Here is an 18,337-nt window from a genome sequence, read left to right as displayed (position 1 = left end):
TTGGGGGCAAAGCCCCCAACGGGCGAGCCCCCTACAGGAAATCCCGCAGCATCGCCACCAGCGGCACATCCGCCGGCGGCATGGGGTAGTCGCCCAGCTTCTGCGGCCGCACCCAGGCCAGCTTCTGCCCTTCCGCCCCGCGCACCGTGCCGCCCCAGCGCCGGCACAGATACAGCGGCATCAGCAGGTGGAATTTCTCATAGGTATGGGAGGCGAAGGTGAAGGGGCCGAGGCAGGCCTCCGTCACGTCGATATCCAGCTCCTCCTTCAGCTCGCGGATCAGGGCGCGCTCCGGCGTCTCCCCCACATCCACCTTGCCGCCGGGGAATTCCCAGAGGCCGGCCATGCTCTTCCCCTCCGGCCGCTGCGCCAGCAGCACGCGGCCATCGCTGTCCACCAGCGCCACGGCGGCGACCAGCACGATGGGCTTCGGCGGCGGCGCCGGCCTGGCCGCCGCCAGCGCCGCGCGGTCGCCGCGGAACAGCAGCACCGGCATCTTGCCGCCACGGGAGAGGAAGGGCTGCACCCCCTCCCCCGCCGGTCGCAGCCCGAGGCGCTGCAGCACCGCCTGGGACCGCAGGTTGTCGCGCAGCGCGCTGGCGTGGATCTCGGCGAGGCCCAGCGACTCGAAGGCCCAGGCGCAGAGGGCGCCGGCCGCCTCCGGCGCCAGCCCCTGGCCCCAGGCGCGGCGGCCGATCCAGTAGCCTAGCTCCGCCCGGCGCTTCTCGCCACGCTCTTCCCGCGGGCGGTCGCGGTCCAGGGTCAGGCCGATGCAGCCGACCAGCGCGCCGGCCTGCTCGATCGCCAGGTGCCAGGCCTCGCCGGCCGCCATCTGCGCCCAGGTGGCGGCGATCCATTCATCGGCCAATTCGCGGGGATAGGGGAAGGGCACGCGCGCCAGGGTCTTCGCCACCTCCCAGTCATTCACCAGGCGGTGGAGCGGGGCGGCGTCCTCGGGCGAGAGCGGGCGCAGCGTCAGCCGCGCGGTGTGGAGGGGGGTGAAATCGGGCGGCACGGAGTCCTCGGGAGCTGCCCCGGTATAGCCCGGACCCGGCCCGGCCCATACCGGTCCGGCGGCTTCTTGCGCGGCCGATCCGCGGGGTGGCCGGGCGGCGATCACGGGGGGACGACCGAAGCGGGATCGGAGCCCCAACCGGAGGTGGCGGTCGGGGGCAGCGATCCGCCTCCGGGCCGGGCGCCAGCGGCACGCCTCCGCTGCGGCGCCTCGCCGGCCGGTTGCCGCCTCCCCCGGGGGCCCCCGCTGCCGCGACCCTCGGCCGTGCCCCGGGGCTCACGCCGCCGGCACGGATGGCGGCGGCTTCCGCGCAACCAGCAGGATATCCAGCGGCCGTGCCCCTCGTGGCAGGCCGAACCAGCGCGCTGCCTTGGTCCCCAGCCACAGCGCCGCCGCCCCGGCCAGGTGCCAGCGCCAATAGGGCTTCACCCAGGCCCCTGGCGCAGTCCGGAAGGGCGTCAGCCGCAGCGCCCAGTGCAGCGAGGCCTGGGAGGGGTAGGTGGCCAGCGGCCCCACCTGCTCCACCTCCAGCCCCAGCGCCGCCGCCAGGGCGCGGCAGGCGCCCGCGTCCCACCAGCTCAGATGATGCGGCGGCAGGTTGACCAGGTTGTTGGGGAAGTCGGTGTGCGGCGAGGGCCAGATGGGCATGGCCAGCACCAGCCGCCCGCCCGGCTTCAGGCAGCGTGCCATGGCCGCCGCCATGCCCAGCGGGTCCGCCACATGCTCCAGCACCTGGAAGGCGCAGGCCAGGTCATAGGCGCCGGGGCAGCGCGCCGCATGCGCCGCGACCGTCTCGGCGCTGATGGGCGGGCTGCCGGGGGGCGGCGCGCCATGCGGCTCCAGCCCCTGGTAGCGGATGCCCGCCGGCAGCAGCCCGGCAAAGGCGCCATGGCCGCAGCCGACATCCAGCACCGCGTCCCCCGGCCGCGCCAGGGCGGCGCCGGCGCGGAAATCCCCCCGCGTCGCCGCCTCCCCGGCCATGGTCTCATGCGCCCGCACGCGGCCGTAGAGCGCGGCGTAGAAGCCCGGGCTGCCCGGCAGGGCGGGGTCGAAGAAGGCCAGGCCACAGGGGGAACGCCAGAGATTGACCCGCCCCTGGTCCCGCCGCAAGGGCGCCGGCTCCACCCGCGCCCCCCGGCGCCAGAGGTCGTAAAGCAGCTTGGCCGGGATGGATTGCAGCAGCTCCGCCGCCGGTTCGCCGGTGATGGGGCAGGGCGGCGGCGGCGGCTCAGCCAAGCGGGGGGAACCGGGCGACCACCCGCACCGCCTCCGGCCCCTCCACCCGGTATTCCACATGCCGCCAGCGCACCAGCCGCGTGCGCAGCATGCTCCAGCCCAGCAGGGCGACCAGCCCATCCGCCAGCGGCGGCAGCGCACCCGCCAGCATCTGCACCGCCAGGGCAGGGCGGCTGTCCCGCGCCCCGATCCGTGCGCCGATCCCGGCATGGGCGACAGCCCTGGTGACGCCGCTGGCGGCGAACATGCCGAGCAGCAGCAGCGCCCAGGGCGCCGGCGCCTGGCTCAGCGCATAGAGCCAGCCGAGGACGGAGAGATGGGACACGCCCATCAGCAGCGTCCAGAAGCCGGGCTGGCAGATCCGCACCACCTGAAGCTGCCGCCGCATGAAGCGGAGCTGGTCCATTGTGTCGCCATCCTTCGGCGTCGGCACGGTGATGGCGCCGCGCGGCAGCACGCGCAGCCCGCGCCGCCGCGCCGCCTGGCCGATGGTGAGGTCGTCCACCAGCGCCCGGTCCAGCAGCCGCGGCAGGTCCAGCACCGCCAGGGCGCGGCGGGAGAGGCCGACCGTACCGCCCCAGACCAGGCCGAAGCGCGGCGGCAGGATCAGCACCGCCCCCATCCGGTCGATCCAGGCCACCAGATGGCCGATGAGGCCCCGACCCTCCAGCGACTGCCAGCGGAAGCCGGTGACGATGTCATGCGTGCCGAGGATGGCCGGGGAGGCGGCGGCGGAAAGCCACCAGGGCTGCGGGCGGATATCGGCATCCAGCAGCACCGCCGCGTCATCCTCCTCATCCACCAGGCTGATGCCCTTGATGATGTTGGTGTTCTTCTGCCCCCGCCAGGGGACGTGGCCGGCCAGCACCACCTGCACCGGGAAGGGGCAGCGATGCGCCAGGGCGGTGATGCGGGCATGGGCCGGGTCCAGCCTGGATTCCACCGCCACCACCAGGCGCCGGGGCTGCAGGCTCTGCGCCGCCAGGCAATCCAGCAGCGCCTCCAGCCCGGGCTGCGGCCCGGTGATGGGCAGGATCAGGGTCACCCGCCCCTCCGCCTTCACCGCCGGCAGGCGCAGCCGCCGCCAGCGCCACAGGGCATGGCCGGCGAAGAGCAGCGCCGGCAGCAGCGCGGGCAGAACAGCTTCGAACATTCCGTCCAATCTAACTCAATTTCCGCCCCCTGGCGCTGAGCCGGACGGCATGGCGCGCCGGCTCGCTGCCCGGAGCGGCCGCGGCAGGAACGGCCCGCCTTCCGGCCAGGTCGGTAAAATGTTGTAGACTTTATACTTTACGAGAGCAAACCAGGATCCGGATGGAAGGCGGCCGGCGCCTCCGTCACGCCCCCCGCCCTGCCACGGGCTCGCCAAGGCCCGGCGCCCGTCCCGAGTCGCGGCGCGCCTCGGCCAGCGGGAGGGCGCCCATGGCCGCGGGCGGCGGGCGGCCAGCGGCGAAACCGGGCCCCCGGGATCACGTTGGGGGGGCGAACCTTCCGATGGACCCGACCCATGCGGATTCTGCTGCTGCCATTCGCCCTCTGCGCCGGCTTGCTGGCTGTCCCGGCCCTGCCGCAGGCCCAGACCACCACCGGCTCGCCCGGCGCCGGGACCGCGCGGCCCCTCCCGTCGCCACCCGCGCCGCCGCCACGCAGCGGCGACCGCTCGGGCTCGGATGCCTCGCCCAGCGCGCCGATCGACCTGGGGCCGCGGACGCCGGAGGCGAACCAGGCGCATCGGGGCGGCGGCGCGGTTCTGGAGGGCGCGCCCGGCGCGCCCGCCCCGGCGCCGCAGCCGACCCCGCCGCTCAACCGGCCGGCGCCAGGGCGCTGACGGGGAAGGGTGCGGCCGGGCGCCCGGGCCGGCCCGTTGCGCCGATGCCCGGGCGGCGCCCGTTGCGGGCCAGGCGACGCGCGGCCTGCCGCTGTGCCGGCGAGGCGGGCGGTCCGGCGGTCAGGACCGGTAGGACCCGTTGATGTCGATATAGCCATGGGTGAGGTCGCAGGTCCAAACCCGGGCCTTGCCCTTGCCCAGGCCGAGATCGATGGTGATCTCCACCTGCCGCCCCTTCATATGCGCGACCACGGGCGTCTCGTCATAGCCCGGCACCACGCCGCCTTCCCTGGCCATCCAGGTGCCGCCGACCGCCACCGAGATCAGGTCGCGATCCGCCGGCTCCCCCGCCTTGCCCACCGCCATGACGATGCGCCCCCAATTGGCGTCCTCGCCGGCGATGGCGGTCTTCACCAGCGGCGAATTCGCCACCGCCATGGCGACCCTGTGCGCCGAGCGGGCGGTCTTCGCGCCGGTCACGTTGATCTCGATGAGCTTCTGCGCCCCCTCCCCGTCCTTCGCCACCTGCAGGGCGAGGTCGAGCAGCAGATCGTCCAGCGCCCTGGCGAAGTCGCGCAGGATGGCACCGCCTTCGGCCGGCACGCGCTTGTGCTTCGCCTCGCCCGTGGCGAAGAGCAGCAGCGTGTCGCTGGTGGAGGTGTCGCTGTCCACCGTGATGCAGTTGAAGCTCCTCGCCACGCCCTTGTTCAGCAGCGCCTGCAGGGCGGCGGCTGGGATCTTCGCATCGGTCGCGACGAAGCTCAGCATGGTCGCCATGTCCGGCGCGATCATGCCGCTGCCCTTGGCGATGCCGGCGATAGTCACCGTGGTGCCGGCGATCTCCGCAGTGCGCACCGCGGCCTTCGGGAAGGTGTCGGTGGTCATGATGCCGCGGGCGGCCTCCGGCCAGCGCTCCGGCGAGAGCGCGGCGTGCAGGGCCGGCAGGGCGGCGGTCAGCTTCTCATGCGGCAGGGTCTCGCCGATGACGCCGGTGGAGGCGAGGAAGACCTCGCGCGGCTTGCAGCCGACGAGCTGGGCGGCGGCCTCGGCCGTGGCATTCACCGCCTCCCGCCCCGCCTTGCCGGTGAAGACATTGGCGTTGCCGGCATTCACCACCAAGGCGCGCGCGCGGCCACCCTTCAGCGCGGCGCGGCACCAATCCACCGGCGCGCCGGGGCATTGGCTTTTGGTGAAGACACCGGCGACGGTGGTGCCGGGGGCGAAGACCAGCATCGTCAGGTCGGCGCGGCCCTTGTAGCGGATGCCCGCCTCGATGATCCCCAGGCTGACGCCGGCGACAGCCGGCATCTCGGGCATCGGTACCGCGAGCGGCGATACCGGCAGATCCTTACCCGCCATGTGGCATTCCCCCTTCAGGCGCGCGGGGAGAGACGGCCCCCGCAGTGATGCAGGACGCCCTTATGCCGCCGCTGCCGCTACTGCAAAAGCCCGATCCGGCGCAGCAGCACCGCCTTGCCGGCGGCATCCTCGCGCATGCGCGCCGCGAAGGCGGCGCTGTCCAGATAGGGCCGGCTGGGCTGCAGGGTGCGGCGGGCCATCGCCACATAAGCTTCATCCGTCACCGCGCCGGCGCAGGCTTCCTCCAGCCGGGCCTTGATCGGCGCCGGCAGGCCGGCGGGGGCCAGCACGCCGCCATAGCTGGCGGCGGAGACCTCATAGCCCAGCTCCTTCACCGTCGGCACGCCGGGGAAGGCGGGGGAGCGCTCAGCGGCGAAGAGGGCGATGGTGCGCACCGGCTGGCTGACCGCGAAGGCGGCGACGGTGATGCCGAAATCCACCCGCCCGGCCTGCACATCCACCACCACGGCGCCGTCGCCGCGATAGGTGATGGGCTCCAGCTCCACCCCCGCCGCCTGGGCCAGGGAAACGCCCGCCAGGTGCTGGATGGAGCCGATGCCGAGATGGCCGAATTGCAGGCTGCCCTTTTCCCTGGCCGCCGCCAGCAGGCCGGAGAGGTCGCGCAGCGGGGAGTCCGGGCGGACGATCAGAGCGAAGGCGTGGTCGTAGGTCTGGCAGATCCCGTCCAGCGACTCACGGGTGTAGCCGAGATCGCCCCGGAGCATGGGGTTGACGATGAGGGGCGTGGTGGCGGTGAAGGTGAGGGTGTAGCCATCCGGCGCCGCCCTGGCGACGGCGGCGACGCCGACGCTGCCCGCGGCGCCGTCCCGATTCACCACCACCACGGGCTGGCCGAGGCGGGCGGAGAGGCCGGGGGCCAGGGCGCGCGCCAGCAGATCCGTGGTGCTGCCGGCGGGATAGGGGTTGATGAGCTGGATCGGATAGCTGGGCCAATTCTGCGCCGCGGCAGGCAGGGCCAGCAGCGCCAGGACGGCGGCCCATAGGGCGTTCCGCATTGTCGTTTCCTCCGTGGAGGAGGCATCTGAGCAAGGCAGGCACGCGGGGTCGAGAGGGGGCGCTGCCCCCTCTCGACCCCGCCAAGGGCCGAAGGGCCTTTGGAAACCATGAGTCTTGGACCCGTGGGTCGAAGCGCCAAACTCAAGGGTTCCAAGGGCCCTTCGGCCCTTGGCGGGGAGAGTTTGAGAGGGGCAGAGCCCCTCTCAACGCCTAGCCGGGGGCGGCGCCGCCCCATCCAGCAGCGAGGGCGCCGGCGCCGCCGGCTCCACCCTTTCGACCTGCACCGCCCCCCGCAGCCGCGCCACCACCGCCTGCACCTGTTCCTGCATCATCGTCTGCCGCAGCTCCGCGCGGCTCTCCTCGAAGCTCGGCGCCGCGGCCCGGCGCCGCGCCTCCACCTTGATGATGTGCCAGCCGAAGGGGCTGCGCACCGGCGCCGGGGTAACCTGCCCCGGCTGCAGGGCGAAGGCTGCCTCGGCGAATTCCGGCACCATGTCGGATTTCTTGAAGAAGCCGAGATCGCCGCCATCCCGCGCCCCCGGGTCGCGCGAGCGGCGCCGCGCCACCTCGGCGAAATCGGCGCCGGGGCGATTCACCTCGGCCAGGGCGGTGCGGGCATCGGCTTCCGAGGTCAGCAGGATGTGCCGCGCATGCACCTCCTCCTCCCCCTGGCGGGTGGCGGCATCCCGGTCATAGCGGGCACGGACCGCCTCCTCCGTCACGGTGGAGGCCACTTCCCGGCTGAGGATGGCCTGCTGCAGCTCCTGCTCCTCCGCCCGGCGGATACGGCGGCGCACCTCCTCATCCTGGTCCAGCCCGGCAGCGCGGGCGGCGATGACCAGCGCGCGTTCGGTGATGGTGCGGTCGAGGAGCTGGCGGCGGATCTCCGGCGGCAGCACCTGCGCCAGCATCGCCGGCGGCAGGCTGCGCATGTCCTGCGGCAGCACTTCGGACGCGGTGGCGAGCATGTCCGATTGCCGGATCGGCTCGCCATTCACCCGGGCGAGGACCGGGTCCTCCTCCGGCGCCTGGGCATAGGCGACGAGCGGCACGGCCAGGCAGGCGGCGAGCAGGGTGAGGCGGGAGGACATGCAGGGCAGGCTCCGGGAGGCGCGGGACAATGGCGGATGGGGCCAGGCGGAGCAAGGATGCGGGCTGTCAGGCCGCCCCCGGGCCCTTCCCGCCCCCCGCGGGGGCTGGACGCCGTGTCCAGCGCGTGGGAGTGCCGCTCCGCCACGGCAGGATCTGGGCGCCCAGCCCCGCTGCGTCCACCCCCCCCGCCCTGCGAAGGAGTGCCCGTGAGGGGCGCCGCCTGCCGCGCGAGGAGGCCGGCGTGCCCCTCTCGCCGCATCCGCTGCCCTGCGAGGGGGCCGGGCCGTTCCGCTACGCGAAACTATGGGGGCCTGCCCAGGCCGCGTCGATCCTGCCCCTGCGAAGGGCCCTCCCCCGCTGCGCTGGGGCGGGCGTCGCCCACGCCATGCCGGTCCCGCCCTGCGAAGGGTCCCTCCACCACTACGCAGGGGCGCGGGCGTCACCCACGCCACGCCGGTCCCGCCCTGCGAAGGGCCCTCCCCTGCTGCGCCGGGGCGCGGGCGTCCACCCAGGCCGCGCCGATCGCCCGCCCCGGGAAGGAGGGGTCGAAGGTGGCCGCCGCCACGTCCGGGGTGTCCACCCCGCTCTTCCCCGCAGGACGGGCGAGGCAGCCGGTCAGGCCGGTTCGGCGTCCCGTGCCGCCATCATGGCGCGGAAGGCCGGCCGGGCCTGGCAGGCGGCCAGCCAGGCCGCGACGCGCGGCGCCGCCTGGAACAGCGCCGGCGCCGGCTGGGCATAGCGCAGCACCTCCGCCAGGTTCAGATCGGCCACGGTGAAGCGGCCGCCCACCAGATGGCCCGTCGCCGCCAGCGCCCGGTCCAGCACCGCAAAGGGCGCCGCCAGCGCCGCCACTGCCGCCGCCGCCCTGGCCGGCTCCCGCTCCGCCACCGGCTTCGCCGCCAGATGGTAGAGCACCTCGAGGGCGTATGGCTCCGCCTCGGTGACGGCCCAGATCGCCCATTGGGTCATCAGCGCCTCCTCCGCCGGGTCGCGCGGGCCCAGCTCCCCGCCATATGACCGGGCGAGGTGGAGGTTGATCGCCAGCGACTCGAACAGCACCAGCCCGCCATCCACCATCGCCGGAATCCGGCCATTGGGGTTGATCGCCAGGAATTCCGGCGAACGAGTGTTCAGCGGCGCCCCGACCGCCAGCGGGTCCGGCAGGCGGTAGCCCTGGATGACCGGCACATGCCGGAATTCCAGCCCGATCTCCCCCGCCAGCCAGAGGTTGCGCGAGGCGCGCGAGCGGTAGCAGCCATAGATCGTCAGCATCGGGGTCCCTCCTGTCCCGGGACCTTCCACATCCCCGGAACATCCGGTCAAGCCGGGCAACGTTGACCTGGGCGCGGCCGGTGCCTATCTCTCGCCCCGCGCCGGGGCCCGCGCCATGTCCGCCCGACCGGAGAGGGCGCTCTCCTGCCCGGCTGCCAGCGGCGCCGCCACGGCCCGCCCCCGGAGTCCGAAGACCCGCATGTTCGCTCGCCTCGCCCGCGCCCTGTTCGGCACCAGCAACGACCGTGCGCTGAAAAGCCTGCAGGGCCGGGTGCCCGAGATCAACGCGCTGGAGCCCGCCACCGCGGCGCTCAGCGACGCGGCGCTGCAGGCCCGCACCGCCGAATTCCGCCAGCGCCTGGCCAATGGCGCCAGCCTGGACGACATCCTGCCCGAAGCCTTCGCCACGGTGCGGGAAGCGGCCAGGCGCGTCCTCGGCCTGCGGCATTTCGACGTGCAGATGATCGGCGGCATGGTCCTGCACGAGGGCAAGATCGCCGAGATGAAGACCGGCGAGGGCAAGACCCTGGTGGCGACCCTGCCGGTCTATCTCAACGCCCTGACCGGCAAGGGCGTGCATGTCGTCACGGTGAATGACTACCTGGCGAAGCGCGATGCGGAGTGGATGGGCCGCATCTACCGCTTCCTCGGCCTCACCACCGGCGTCATCGTGCATGGGCTGACCGATGAGCAGCGGCGGGAGGCCTATGCCGCCGACGTCACCTACGGCACCAACAACGAATTCGGCTTCGACTACCTGCGCGACAACATGAAGTACCGGCTGGACGAGATGGTCCAGCGCGACTTCAATTTCGCCATCGTGGACGAGGTGGACAGCATCCTGATCGACGAGGCGCGGACCCCGCTGATCATCTCCGGCCCCTCGGAGGACAGCTCCGACCTCTACCGCCGGGTGGATGAGGTGGTGAAGGCGCTCGTCACCGATAAGGCGACCTACGACAAGGACGAGAAGCAGCGCACCGCGAACCTCACCGAAGCCGGCTCCGAGCGGGTGGAGGAAGCGCTGCGCGAGGCGGGGCTGCTGGAGGAGGGCAACCTCTACGACTTCCACAACGTGACGCTGGTGCATCACGTGAACCAGTCGCTGCGGGCGCATGTGCTGTTCTCGAAGGATGTCGACTACATCGTCCGGGACGACAAGGTCGTCATCATCGACGAGTTCACCGGCCGCATGATGGAAGGCCGGCGCTATTCGGACGGGCTGCACCAGGCGCTGGAAGCCAAGGAACACGTCACGGTCCAGCCGGAGAACCAGACCCTCGCCTCCATCACCTTCCAGAACTATTTCCGGCTCTACCCGAAGCTGGCCGGCATGACCGGCACCGCCGCCACCGAGGCCGACGAATTCGCCGAGATCTACAAGCTCGAGGTCGTCGAGATCCCGACCAACGTCCCGGTCGCCCGCAAGGACATGGACGACGAGGTCTACCGCACCGCGCGCGAGAAATACGAGGCGGTGATCAGGCTGATCGACGAGGCGCGCACCCGCGGCCAGCCCGTGCTGGTCGGCACCACCAGCATCGAGAAGTCGGAGCTGATCGCCGGGCTGCTGAAGCAGCGGAAGATCCCGCACAACGTGCTGAACGCCCGCTACCATGAGCAGGAGGCGGGCATCATCGCCCAGGCCGGCCGCCCCGGCGCCGTCACCATCGCCACCAACATGGCCGGCCGCGGCACGGACATCCAGCTCGGCGGCAATGTGGAGATGCTGGCGCGGGAGGAAGCCGGGGCGAGCGAGGGGCCGGACTACGAGGCGGCCCTGGCCCGCCACAAGGCCGAGGTGGAGGAGGGCAAGGCACGTGCCAAATCCGCCGGCGGCCTCTTCGTCATCGGCACGGAGCGGCATGAGAGCCGGCGGATCGACAACCAGCTCCGCGGCCGCTCCGGCCGCCAGGGCGACCCGGGCGCCAGCCATTTCTTCCTCTCGCTGGAAGACGACCTCATGCGCATCTTCGGCAGCGACCGCATGGGCGGTATGCTGCAGAAGCTCGGCCTGAAGGAGGGGGAGGCGATCATCCACCCCTGGATCAACAAGGCCCTGGAGAAAGCGCAGAAGAAGGTCGAGGCGCGCAACTTCGACACCCGCAAGAACCTGCTGAAATACGACGACGTGATGAACGACCAGCGGCGCGAGGTCTATGCCCAGCGCCGCGCCTTCATGCAGGCGCCGGAGGTGGCGGAGACCATCGCCGAGATGCGGCATGAATGCATCGCGTCCATGGTCGATGCCGCCATTCCGGAGAATGCCTATCCGGAGCAATGGGACCTCACCGGGCTGGAGGCCAAGGTGCGGGACGTGCTCGGCCTCGACCTGCCGGTCGCCGCCTGGGCGAAGGAAGAGGGCATCGACGAAACCCAGGTGCGCGAGCGCATCGAGGCCGAGGCGGAGCGGCACTATGCCGCGAAATCCGCCAATCTCGGCCCGGAACTGATGCGCATGGTGGAGAAATCCCTGCTGCTGCAGGTCTTCGACCAATGCTGGAAGGAACACCTGCTGAGCCTCGACCATCTGCGCCAGGGCATCGGCCTGCGCGCCTATGGCCAGCGCGACCCGCTGAACGAGTACAAGCAGGAAGCCTTCAACCTGTTCAACGCCATGCTGGGCGAGCTGCGGGAGCGGGTGACCGGCGTGCTGATGCGGATCGAGCTGCGGCCGGAAGCCCCGCCGCCGATGCCCGAGCCGGTGACGGTGATGGATCTGCGTCGGCCGGAGCCGGCCCTGGCGGGCGAGGGCCTGGCCATGGCGGAGGCGCCGCGTCCCGCCGCGCTGCCGCTGCCGCCGGCGATGAGTGAGGCGGAGGCCGCCGCCTGGGGCCGCACGCCGCGCAACGCCCCCTGCCCCTGCGGCAGCGGGAAGAAGTTCAAGCACTGCCATGGGCGGGTTTGACGGCTGATCCCGACGCCTGGCGGCGCGTTCCTGGCAGGGCAAAGGCCCTGGGAGGGTGTTATGCGGGCTATGTGGGCATGCGTGCTTCTGGCGGCCGGCTGGGTGGCGCCCGGCCTGGCCCAGACCCCGACTCCGGGCGGTGCGCCGGAAGCGACGGCGCCGCGCGGCCCCATCCAGGGCGGGCGACGGGTCCCCGCCCCGCGCAACGAGGTGGAGGAGCGCCAGCGCGCCGCCGGCGTGGCCGTGCCCGGTGACCGGGAGCGGCGGGAGCTGGAGGAGCTGAACGCCCTTTCCCGCCAATTGGCCCCGCCCGGCACGCCGGTGCCGGCCCCGGACCTGCCGCCTCGGCGCTGAGGCCGCCCGGGTTCATGCGCTCACCGCCGCCGGGGCTGGAGGGGCGGGCAGCATGGCGGCGTCCGACCGGGGGTTGAGGAAGGGCGCTGCCCTTCCTCAAACTCCATCCCGCCAAGGGCCGAAAGGCCCTTGGAACCCTTGAGTTTTGCGGTTGGGCCGTCGGGGCTGAACGCGGGAGGGGCCTCTCTCAGCTCGGCGGCTTCAGCAGCTTCCAGGTGGATGTGGCGAACGCCGCCAGCCCCCCATCCGCTCCGCGCGCTTCCGCGCGCAGGAACCAGGTGCCGCCGCGCCGCATGGCCTCGCCCCGGCACACCACGCGCCCCGCGCGCAGCGGCGCCAGATACTGGATCTTCATCTCCAGCGTCGTGCCCGGCCCGCCGGCATGGCGGTTCAGCAGATGCCCCATGGCGATGTCCAGCGCCGTCGCCAGCATCCCGCCATGCAGCGTGCCCTGCGGGTTGAACATGAAATCCTGTGCCTCGAAGGCCACTTCGCAGGCCTCACCCGGATAGGTGATCTCCAGCCCCATCAGCCGGGCGAGGAAGAAATCCCCGAATGCCTCCTGCTCCCCGGCCACCGCCCGCTCAAAGGCCGCGCGCGCCGCTTCGGCATCGACGCGGCGCTGGTTCAAGCCAGCACCATGCCGGCATAGCCCGATTCGGCCACTTCCGCGCATTTCGCACGGTACTGCGGCGCGCCGCCCTGGTATTGCAGGATGCGGCGTACATCCTTGCCCTCCACGTTGCGGTTCACGCCCGTCGCCCAGGAATCCACCTGGGTGTAGAGCATGCCGGCGGCCAGCTCCTCGATGTGCCGGGACCATTCGGCCTCGGCCTCCGGCGTGGCCTCGAAGCGGGTGATGCCGCGGTCCCGCGCATTGCGCAGCAGCGCCGTGATCCACTCCACATTCTGCTCGATGCAGCGCGGGATGTTGCAGCGGGTGGAGGCGTTGTGCGGCCCGACGATGGTCAGCATGTTGGGGAAGCCCGCCGACATCAGGCCGAGATAGGTCTTCGGCCCCTCCGCCCATTTCTCCTTCAGGGGCAGGCCGCCGACGCCGCGGATGTCGATCCGGTCGAAGCTGCCGGTGATGGCGTCGAAACCGGTGGCGTAGATGATCATGTCGAATTCGTATTCCGCCGCGCTGGTGCGGATACCGGTCTCGGTGACGCGCTCGATCGGCTCCTCCTGCAGATCCACCAGCCGGACATGCGGCAAATTGTAGGCCTCGTAATAGAAGGTCTCCTGCGGCACGCGGCGGGTGCCGAAGCCGTGATTCTTCGGGATCAACTTCTCCGCCGTGGCGGGGTCCTTCACCCGCTGGCGGATCTTGCGGGCGACGAAATCGCTGAACAGCGCATTGGCCTTGGGATCGGTCAGCACGTCGCGGAAATTCGCCATCCAGATGCCGAAGCCGGGCTCGCTGTAGAGCTTCTCCCAGAAGGCCTCGCGCTCCTCCGGCGTCACGTCGAAGGTGCTGCGCGGATCGGTGTCGTGGATGTAGCAGCCGGGCGTTCGCCGCAGCAGCTCGAACATCGCCGGGTAATTGGCCTTGATGCGCGCCTGCTCCTCCTCGGTGATCTTCCGGTTGTGCAGCGGCGTGCACCAATTCGGCGTGCGCTGGAAGACGGTGAGCTGGCCGACCAGCGGCGCGATGGTCTGGATCACCTGCACCCCGGTGGCGCCGGTGCCGATGACGGCGACGCGCTTGCCGGCAAAGTCGACCGGCTCGCGCGGCCAGCGGGAGGTGTGGAAGGACTCGCCGCGGAAATCCTGGATGCCAGGAACGCGGGGCAGCGTATCGGCGGAAAGCGGGCCGATGGCGGTGATGAGGAAACGCGCCAGGAAGCGCTCGCCCGTCTGCAGCGTCACCTCCCAGCGCCGGCTCGCCTCGTCATAGCGCGCGGCGGTGACGCGGCTGTTGAAGCGGATATGCGGGCGCAGTTCGAAGCGGTCCGCCACATGGTTCAGGTAGCGCAGCGTCTCCGGCTGCGCCGCGAAATGCTCCGACCAATTCCACTCCTGCAGCAGCTCCTCGGAGAAGGAATAGCCGTAGGTGTAGCTTTCCGAATCGAAGCGCGCGCCGGGGTAGCGGTTCCAGTACCAGGTGCCGCCGACGCCGCTGCCGGCCTCCAGCACCTGCACCGAAAGCCCCAGCTCCCGCAGCCGGTAGAGCTGGTACATGCCGGCGATGCCGGCACCGATGATGATGGCGTCGAAGCTGGGAGGGCTGGCGAGGGGCTCGGACATGTCCTGATTTCCTGTTGGCCCGGAGGGGCATGCCCCATCTTCGCCAAGCCGCGCCCGGCCCGCAACCCCATGGGACCGCCCGGCCCGGAACGCGAAAAGCCGCGCCGGGCAGCCCGGCGCGGCTTTTCGCCATTCTGGCAGCGGCCGGCCCCGGGTCGCCCGGGACCGGCCGAACCCCTCAGACCAGCACGATGTCGTTCGGGTCGATGCTGGAGACGTTCTGCAGCACGATCACGTCGTTGCCGATGGTGATGATGAGGTCGCTGCCGGAGGTCGAGATGATCGGATCCGGGCCGCCCTCATAGCTGTTCTCGTTCAGCTCGATCTTGTCGATGCCGGTCTCGAAGTCGGTGACGTAGTCGGTACCGGAGCCGTTATGGAAGAAGAAGTGGTCGGCCCCCGCCCCGCCGGTCAGCACGTCGTCGCCGGTGCCGCCGATCAGCGTATCGTCGCCATCGCCGCCCGCCAGGGTGTCATTGCCACCGCCGCCGGAGAGGCGGTCATTCCCGCCGAAGCCGTAGAAGAAGTTGTCGAGAACGTTGCCGGTCAGCTCGTCGTCGAACTGCGTGCCGACCAGGTTCTCGATGGAGATCAGCTGGTCCACAGCGCTGTCAGAGACGGCGATGCCGGTGCCGTCATCATCCAGCGTGCTGCCGATGCCTTCCGAGAGGTCGCGGAAATCGGCCAGGTCGATGCCGTCGCCGCCATCCAGCGTGTCGGAGCCGGCGCCGCCCAGCAGCGTGTCATTGCCGTCGAGGCCGTGGATGTCGTCATTCCCGGCGCCGCCGTCGATGTAGTTGTCATGCGCGTCGCCGCCGAGGATGTCGGCGTAGTTCGTGCCGAACAGCCCCTCGAAGCCGGAGAAGCCGGTGCCGGTCACCGTCTCCGTGCCGAGCTCCAGCGAGGCATCGACGCCGGTGCCGAGGCCGGCGAAGCTCACCACGTCGTAGCCATCGCCGCCCACGAGCGTGTCGGCGCCGCCACCCGAGACCAACGTGTCGTCGCCGAGCCCGCCTTCCAGGCTGTTGGCGCCGGCATCGCCTGCGATGAAGTCGTTGAAGTCGCTGCCGATGACGTTCTCGATGCTGGCGAGCGCGTCGGTGCCCTCGCCCTCGGCGATGCCCGCCTGCAGGTTGACGATCACCGCACTGGCCGCCTGCGCGTAGGTGACGGTGTCGATGCCCTCGGCGCCGATCAGCGTATCGTCGCCCAGGCCGCCGGCCAGCAGATCGTCGCCGCCATTGCCGTAGATGTAGTTGGCGGCATCGTCGCCGATCACCGTATCGGCGAAGGCGGTGGCAACGACATTCTCGATATTCCTGAGGGTGTCGACGCCTTCGCCCACCGCGAGGCCGGTGCTGAGGTCGATGGACACCGGACCGGCGGCGTCGCGGTAATCGACCAGGTCGATCCCGTCGCCGCCATCCATCAGGTCGTCGCCTTCGCCGCCCATCAGCGTATCGGCACCGGCGCCACCGGAGAGGTCGTCATCGCCGGCGAGGCCGACCAGGTAGTTGTCGCCATCATCGCCGGTCAGCGCATCGCCGAAGGCGGTGCCGACCACGCCCTCGATATCGATCAGCGTGCTGCCGCTGATGCCCTCGCTGCCGGTCCCGTCGCCGATATCGAGGCTGACGGTGACGCCGGTGGCGGCGCTGCGGAAATCGGCGATATCATAGCCATCGCCGCCATCCAGCGTGTCCTGGCCGCCGAAGTCGATCAGCGAGTCGCTGCCGGCGCCGCCTTCCAGCACATTGCTGCCGGCGGTGCCGACGATGTAGTCGTCGAAATCGGACCCGGTCGCGTTCTCGATCCCGGCCAGCGTGTCCTCGCCGCCCCCGGCGAGGGCGCTGCCCGCCCCCACGGTGAGGTTGATGAGCACGCCCGTCCCGGCCGCGGCGTAGGAGACGGTATCATCCCCCGTGCCGCCCTCCAGCGTGTCGCCGCTGAGGTCGCCGAGCAGCAGATCGTCGCCCGCCGCGCCGTAGAGGTAGTTGGCGCCGCTATCGCCATGCAGCGTGTCGTCGAAGGCGGTGGCGATCACCTGGTCAATGTTGGACAGCACGTCGGTGCCGTCGCCGGTGGCGATGCCCGCTTCGAGGTCGAGATCGATGGGGCCGGCCGCGCCCGCGTAATTCGCCTGGTCCGTGCCGCCCGGGCCGCCATCGAGGACATCGTCGCCGGCGCCGCCGATCAGCGTGTCATCGCCATCGCCGCCCTGCAGGACGTCGTCGCCGCCCCGGCCATCCAGCCAGGCACCGACCGTGGCCTGAGCGGTGAGGTTGTCGCCGCCGCTGCCACCGATCGCGCCCTCGATCCCGGAGAGGGTGCCGCCATCACTGACAAGGCCGGCATCGAGATCCACCGAGAGGCCAGTGCTGCGGGCGGAGAAATCGGCGATGTCGTAGCCATCGCCGCCGATCAGCGTATCCGGGCCGCCACTGCCGGAGGCCAGCGTGTCATTGCCCGCGCCGCCATCCAGCAGGTTGGCGCCGGCATCGCCGCCGAGATAGTCGTCAGCGCCGGTGCCGATCAGGTTCTCGACGTCGATCAGCGTGTCGACATCGCCGTCATGCAGGCCGAAGCCGAGATCGAGGCCGGCAACCACCGGCCCGGTGAGGCCGCTGTAATCCGCGGTGTCGCCGCCGGCGCCGCCATCGAGGATGTTGCTGCCGGTGCCGCCCACCAGCGTGTCATTGCCGCCGGCACCGGTGAGGACGTCGTCGCCCGCCCCGCCATCCAGCAGGTTGGCGACGTCGTCGCCCGTCAGGTCGTCGCCGAAATCGGAGCCGGTGACGTTCTCGAAAGCGGCCAGCGCATTGCCCAGGCTGTCGAGACCCGTGCTGAGATCGAGGCTGACGCCCGCCGTGGCGTTCTCGTAGCTGACGCTGTCGGTCGCGGCGGTGGTCGCTACCACGCCTTCGATATCGATCAGCGTGTCGAGGTCGCTGCCGTGCACGACCGTGCCCAGCACCGCGTCATAGGCGATCGGCCCGGCCAGGCCGCCGTAATCCGCGGTGTCGCCGCCGGCGCCGCCATCGAGGATGTTGCTGCCGGTGCCGCCCACCAGCGTGTCATTGCCGCCGGCACCGGTGAGGACGTCGTCGCCCGCCCCGCCATCCAGCAGGTTGGCGACGTCGTCGCCCGTCAGGTCGTCGCCGAAATCGGAGCCGGTGACGTTCTCGAAAGCGGCCAGCGCATTGCCCAGGCTGTCGAGACCCGTGCTGAGATCGACGCTGACGCCGGCCGTGGCGCCCTCATAGCTGACGCTGTCGGTCGCGGCGGCGGTCGCCACCACGCGCTCGATGTCGGTCAGCGCGTCGAGGTCGCTGCCATGCTCGACCGTCTCCGCCACCGCGTCATAGGCGATCGGCCCGGCCAGATCGCTGTAATCCGCCGTGTCGACATCCGCGCCGCCGTCCAGCACGTTGCTGCCCGTGCCGCCCACCAGCGTGTCGTCGCCATCGGCGCCGGTGAGGACATCGTCGCCCGCCCCGCCATCCAGCAGGTTGGCGACGTCATCGCCCGTCAGGTCGTCGCCGAAGTCGGTGCCGACCACGTTCTCGATGCCGCTGAGCGTGTTGCCCAGGCTGTCGAGGCCGGCACCGAGGTCGGCGCTGACCCCCGCGCCGAGTGCTGAGTAATCCACGGTGTCGATACCATCATCGCCACCAAGGCCGCCGCCCAGCAGGAGATCAACTCCGCCGCTGCCGGCCACCAGCGTGTCGTCGCCGGCGAAGCCTTGGAAGGTATCGTCGCCCGGCGTGCCAACCAGGGTCTCGCTGGCACTGGTGCCATTTACGAAGGGCATCTTCCCGGCCTCCGAATCACGAACTCGGGCCCGGGGCGAAGTCTGCCCTGGCCTTAGAGTGGTTGAATTGGTTTATACGGTCTTCATATTCGCCGGTGAAGAAGACACCCCGTCTCATTTTGTTGCACTGGTTAAAGCCGGCTTAGGGACACGTATTGCGAGTACCGCACCCAAGCTCCATCAGCCAGCGGCTGA

At 71.2% G+C, this 18,337-nt stretch carries 13 protein-coding genes; 3 read left to right on the top strand and 10 right to left on the bottom strand.

Annotation, left to right across the window (positions count from 1 at the left end; genetic code table 11):
* Positions 1-31: 31 nt before the first annotated feature.
* From E5N76_RS12610 to E5N76_RS12600, 3 genes are all read right to left on the bottom strand, one after another.
* On the bottom strand, positions 32-1,015 hold the full coding sequence (locus E5N76_RS12610) for a bifunctional GNAT family N-acetyltransferase/(deoxy)nucleoside triphosphate pyrophosphohydrolase (RefSeq protein ID WP_187830135.1): 984 nt from the start codon (positions 1,013-1,015) through the stop codon (positions 32-34).
* A 276-nt stretch (positions 1,016-1,291) separates the two neighbouring features.
* Entirely contained in the window at positions 1,292-2,251 is a 960-nt protein-coding gene (locus E5N76_RS12605; RefSeq protein WP_187830134.1) for a class I SAM-dependent methyltransferase, read from the bottom strand.
* Positions 2,244-3,404, bottom strand: a complete 1,161-nt coding sequence (locus E5N76_RS12600) for a glycosyltransferase family 2 protein (protein WP_149537647.1) — start codon at positions 3,402-3,404, stop codon at positions 2,244-2,246. The genes E5N76_RS12605 and E5N76_RS12600 overlap by 8 nt, the downstream gene beginning before the upstream one ends.
* Before the next feature lie 354 nt (positions 3,405-3,758).
* Here E5N76_RS12600 and E5N76_RS12595 point away from each other — a divergent pair, with 354 nt between their 5' ends.
* Complete coding sequence (locus E5N76_RS12595) at positions 3,759-4,079, top strand: hypothetical protein (protein WP_149537646.1); 321 nt, start codon at positions 3,759-3,761, stop codon at positions 4,077-4,079.
* Between the two features lie 120 nt (positions 4,080-4,199).
* Here the strand turns inward: E5N76_RS12595 and argJ are convergent, their stop codons facing one another.
* The 4 genes from argJ to E5N76_RS12575 form a co-directional block, all read right to left on the bottom strand.
* On the bottom strand, positions 4,200-5,438 hold the full coding sequence (gene argJ, locus E5N76_RS12590) for a bifunctional glutamate N-acetyltransferase/amino-acid acetyltransferase ArgJ (RefSeq protein ID WP_149537645.1): 1,239 nt from the start codon (positions 5,436-5,438) through the stop codon (positions 4,200-4,202).
* Between the two features lie 77 nt (positions 5,439-5,515).
* Positions 5,516-6,454, bottom strand: a complete 939-nt coding sequence (locus tag E5N76_RS12585) for a tripartite tricarboxylate transporter substrate binding protein (protein ID WP_149537644.1) — start codon at positions 6,452-6,454, stop codon at positions 5,516-5,518.
* Positions 6,455-6,658: 204 nt separating this feature from the next.
* A complete protein-coding gene (locus tag E5N76_RS12580) occupies positions 6,659-7,546 on the bottom strand; it encodes a peptidylprolyl isomerase (RefSeq protein WP_149537643.1) in 888 nt (295 codons plus the stop codon).
* A 616-nt stretch (positions 7,547-8,162) separates the two neighbouring features.
* A complete protein-coding gene (locus E5N76_RS12575) occupies positions 8,163-8,819 on the bottom strand; it encodes a glutathione S-transferase family protein (protein WP_149537642.1) in 657 nt (218 codons plus the stop codon).
* Between the two features lie 199 nt (positions 8,820-9,018).
* Between E5N76_RS12575 and secA the strand changes: the two genes are divergently transcribed.
* Positions 9,019-11,727 carry a preprotein translocase subunit SecA gene (gene secA, locus E5N76_RS12570; RefSeq protein ID WP_149537641.1) on the top strand — a complete coding sequence of 903 codons (2,709 nt, stop codon included), beginning with the start codon at positions 9,019-9,021 and terminating at the stop codon, positions 11,725-11,727.
* 81 nt (positions 11,728-11,808) lie between these two features.
* On the top strand, positions 11,809-12,081 hold the full coding sequence (locus E5N76_RS12565) for a hypothetical protein (protein WP_149537640.1): 273 nt from the start codon (positions 11,809-11,811) through the stop codon (positions 12,079-12,081).
* Positions 12,082-12,268: 187 nt separating this feature from the next.
* Here E5N76_RS12565 and E5N76_RS12560 read toward each other — a convergent pair whose 3' ends face one another.
* The 3 genes from E5N76_RS12560 to E5N76_RS12550 all read right to left on the bottom strand — a co-directional run bounded on the left by E5N76_RS12560 (position 12,269) and on the right by E5N76_RS12550 (position 18,142).
* Entirely contained in the window at positions 12,269-12,712 is a 444-nt protein-coding gene (locus E5N76_RS12560; protein ID WP_207791960.1) for a PaaI family thioesterase, read from the bottom strand.
* The gene (locus E5N76_RS12555) at positions 12,709-14,331 is read right to left on the bottom strand and encodes a flavin-containing monooxygenase (protein ID WP_149537638.1); all 1,623 of its coding nucleotides are present in this window, start codon (positions 14,329-14,331) and stop codon (positions 12,709-12,711) included. Before E5N76_RS12555 ends, E5N76_RS12560 begins: the two co-directional genes overlap by 4 nt.
* Positions 14,332-14,509: 178 nt before the next feature.
* Entirely contained in the window at positions 14,510-18,142 is a 3,633-nt protein-coding gene (locus E5N76_RS12550) for a beta strand repeat-containing protein (protein ID WP_149537637.1), read from the bottom strand.
* Positions 18,143-18,337: the final 195 nt, after the last annotated feature.

This window comes from Siccirubricoccus phaeus (assembly GCF_008360935.1).
Lineage (GTDB): Bacteria > Pseudomonadota > Alphaproteobacteria > Acetobacterales > Acetobacteraceae > Siccirubricoccus > Siccirubricoccus phaeus.
This window is presented reverse-complemented; position numbering and strand designations above follow the sequence as displayed.

Coding starts and splice junctions, on each gene's coding strand:
- E5N76_RS12600 (WP_149537647.1), bottom strand. CDS start 3,404: ATGTTCGAAGCTGTTCTGCCCGCGCTGCTGCCGGCGCTGCTCTTCGCC.
- E5N76_RS12595 (WP_149537646.1), top strand. CDS start 3,759: ATGCGGATTCTGCTGCTGCCATTCGCCCTCTGCGCCGGCTTGCTGGCT.
- argJ (WP_149537645.1), bottom strand. CDS start 5,438: ATGGCGGGTAAGGATCTGCCGGTATCGCCGCTCGCGGTACCGATGCCC.
- E5N76_RS12585 (WP_149537644.1), bottom strand. CDS start 6,454: ATGCGGAACGCCCTATGGGCCGCCGTCCTGGCGCTGCTGGCCCTGCCT.
- E5N76_RS12580 (WP_149537643.1), bottom strand. CDS start 7,546: ATGTCCTCCCGCCTCACCCTGCTCGCCGCCTGCCTGGCCGTGCCGCTC.
- E5N76_RS12575 (WP_149537642.1), bottom strand. CDS start 8,819: ATGCTGACGATCTATGGCTGCTACCGCTCGCGCGCCTCGCGCAACCTC.
- secA (WP_149537641.1), top strand. CDS start 9,019: ATGTTCGCTCGCCTCGCCCGCGCCCTGTTCGGCACCAGCAACGACCGT.
- E5N76_RS12555 (WP_149537638.1), bottom strand. CDS start 14,331: ATGTCCGAGCCCCTCGCCAGCCCTCCCAGCTTCGACGCCATCATCATC.
- E5N76_RS12550 (WP_149537637.1), bottom strand. CDS start 18,142: ATGCCCTTCGTAAATGGCACCAGTGCCAGCGAGACCCTGGTTGGCACG.